1 protein-coding gene is annotated in these 3017 nt (G+C 41.1%); it reads left to right on the forward strand.

The features are described 5' to 3' along the window. Positions 1–1236 precede the first annotated feature (1236 nt). Positions 1237–3017 (forward strand): hypothetical protein (locus tag B3D59_RS12140; protein WP_286820097.1); only part of this gene is annotated, 1781 nt, incomplete at its 3' end.

Consider the following 3017-nt stretch of genomic DNA (forward strand, 5'->3'; position numbering starts at 1 on the left):
AAACAGATTCTTTTTTCCCTCTTTCTCCTCTCTTATGCGCTCAATGTGCGCGCCGGCGCATTTTTTATCCTCCCTTTACTCATTATCGGCTTGATTCAACTCTTTGAAATAAAAGCCTTCTGGAAAACAATATGTGTGGCGATTGCTGTGATTGCTGCCGGATTTTTGATCAATTTGTTTTTATTTAAAACGATTGGATCACCGACCGGAACTCCCTTTTCCAATTTTGCACACACATTTTATGGACTGGCGCAGGGCGGCAAAGGATGGACGCAAATTTANNATCTATGAATATTCCCTGGCGGCCATTCAAAGCAATCCCTGGAACCTGGCATGGGGATTGATCAGACAATACGGAATCTTCTTCAATTTCATCAACTCCAATTTGAGCGTTTTTTCATTTGTTTATGGCGAGAATCCGGTACTCTATAATCTGAGCCAGGTTTTCCTCTATTTTCTATCAGCTCTCGGTTTGTATCACGCCATCCAAAGACGAGAACAATCCTTTTATCTTTTGTTGTTACTTGGTTTGGCCGGAACCATGCTTTCGGTGCCGTTCATCACCGCCGATGCCAGTTACATGCGGGCTTACGCCGCCTCAATTGGCTTCCTGGTCATGCTACCCGCGCTTGGTCTAAAGGAGGTAACTGGATGGTTTCCAAAAATTTTTAAGGATAATGTTTACATTCCCACTGAGCAAATACAAAACCAATTTTTGACAATTGTCACCCTGCTCGTGTTATTACCATTGCTTGCCCTTTTTCCCCGCCACCTCAGCCAGGCTGAAACCTCGGGCAAACGCACTTGTCCGGATGGACAGGAAAACGTGGCGGTTGAAATGACAACAGGATCCTACCTGAACATATTCCCAAACGAGGAATTCTTTTTGGATTGGGTGCCAAACTTGCATGAAACGCGTTTTAAAAGCACCTACGTTTCTTCCAGGGTTGAAAACATGAGGGAGGAAGTAAGACTCCTGCCAGCGCGCATTCAAATCAGCAATACCATCGATTTATATTCAAACAAGGACATGATGCTGGTGATTAAGGATGATTCGATATTTAATAAAAGCGGCCGTTATTCCATTTGCGGCAAATGGAGCGATTTTCCCCAATTCATTTACGTCAGCCGTTATTTTTATGCGGATACTTTCCATGCCATCAATTAGTCGGTGTATTTTTTGAATGAAATATTTTTTTCAACCCATCATTTGGGAAGTTTAAGGAATATTTTTCGATGAAATTAAATTCTTTGCAGAAGGCGCTATTAATCACCTTAGTTTTGTTGCTCATCAGCATACCCACCGCAAAGATATTAACCCCCATACTTGCCCCCATCTTTTTGGGTGGGAAATCTTTCGCGGCCAGGAGTGAACAAGTTCAAAACCTGATCCGGTCATTATTCACCTTGGTATTTGCCCTGGGATTTTATCTGGCCTTTCTCCTTTTCCAGGCAAGCAAAACGGGTAGACAAGTTTCCTTTAAAATCAACAAAATTATCATACCGGGTTTGCAAACCTGGCTGATTAGATTTCAAACATCCCCATTGCTTAGAAGAGCAATTGAGGTCTTTTTGGTTCTTCTGGTCATTCTCTTCCTTTTGTTGCATATCAAGATCATCACCTTCCCCTATCAATTGGAATTAAGGGAAGGAAACACCCAGCTCACCACGCATGCATTTCTGAACGGCATCAACCCCTATGCCATTCCCAATAATCCCCTGTACATCAATATTTACGGCGTCCTTTTCAATCTGGTCATGCTGCCTTTTGCGAGGTTGTTGGGCAACACCCTCCAATTGCACCGGCTTCTAAACGGCTTTTTCATTCTGATACAGGCTGCCATCATCATTAAGGTTATGCGTGCTCAAAAAACCGGTTGGCTGGCAGCGTTGCTGGCTGCATGCTTCATTTGGCTGGGACAGCTATACTTTTCAACACCTTTGGCGCGTCCAGATGCTCTGGGAGGGATCCTTTTCCTGTTAGCCATTCTTTTCCCTTGGCTTTATCAATTTGATGTGAAGTCATTAACCGTGAGCATTGTTCTCGGTGTTCTATCTTACCAAACAAAATTTTATTTTTTTCTTTCGATTGCGATAATTGCCAGCTATCTTTTTCTTTTTGTTTCCAAAAAAAAAGCGATTATATATACAGTAGCAGCAGGCACATTGTTTATCTTGAACATTATTGTTCTTTACCTGAGTTTTGACACGTTTTTCGTCAACTCACTATATGTATCCTCCGGTTCTCTATCCATGAATTTTGCAAAGATGTTTGAACAGCTTTTCAAATTTTTCCGTGATTACTGGGGTTTGCATTTATTTGCATTTTTCCTGCTTAATGATTGCAATTTCAACCAGTTTAAAAAAGCCCTTTCAAAGATCAAAATTAATTTAAAGCATATAGACACTCCAGCTATATCCGCCAAACCCAATTTCATCAGTTTTTGTCTGGTGATCACCTTGGCGATCGTTGTTTTGATATTAAACAACGGCACTTCACAGGTTTATTACTACCATCTGGTCACTCCATTTTTTATTATTCTCATGATGTCAAAGATTGACAAATTAAAAGACTATAAAAGTTGGTTGCTTTTGCTGGCTGTTTTTACCCTTTTCACTCAATCTCTCGAAAATCTTAAATCTGACCTGGCACCGGTGAACCTTTCGGATTGGGAAAAGCTCGAAGACAGGATCTCGAATTCGAAAATTATTTTGAATTCCCCGTTAGACGTATCCATTCTGCTTGATCAGAACAAACCGATCGCCATGAGTGGGCATACGCAATTCTATTTCCTGTTTCCATCCGAGCGGTTTTTCCTTTTTCCCGATCCGCAATTAATGCTACGAGAAGGCGAAAAATATATTCAGAATATAGCGGGAAGAATCAGAAACAAGGAATATGATTTCCTCGAGACAATAGAAAATGATAATTACGAAAAATTTCTGATTGGAGAAAGACTGAATCGAGCACAACCAGACCAGAAATTTATCTCCTCTTTCTACCACATGGTAGAAGT

It is taken from the genome of Desulfobacter sp. UBA2225 (assembly GCF_002348205.1).
GTDB lineage: Bacteria > Desulfobacterota > Desulfobacteria > Desulfobacterales > Desulfobacteraceae > Desulfobacter > Desulfobacter postgatei.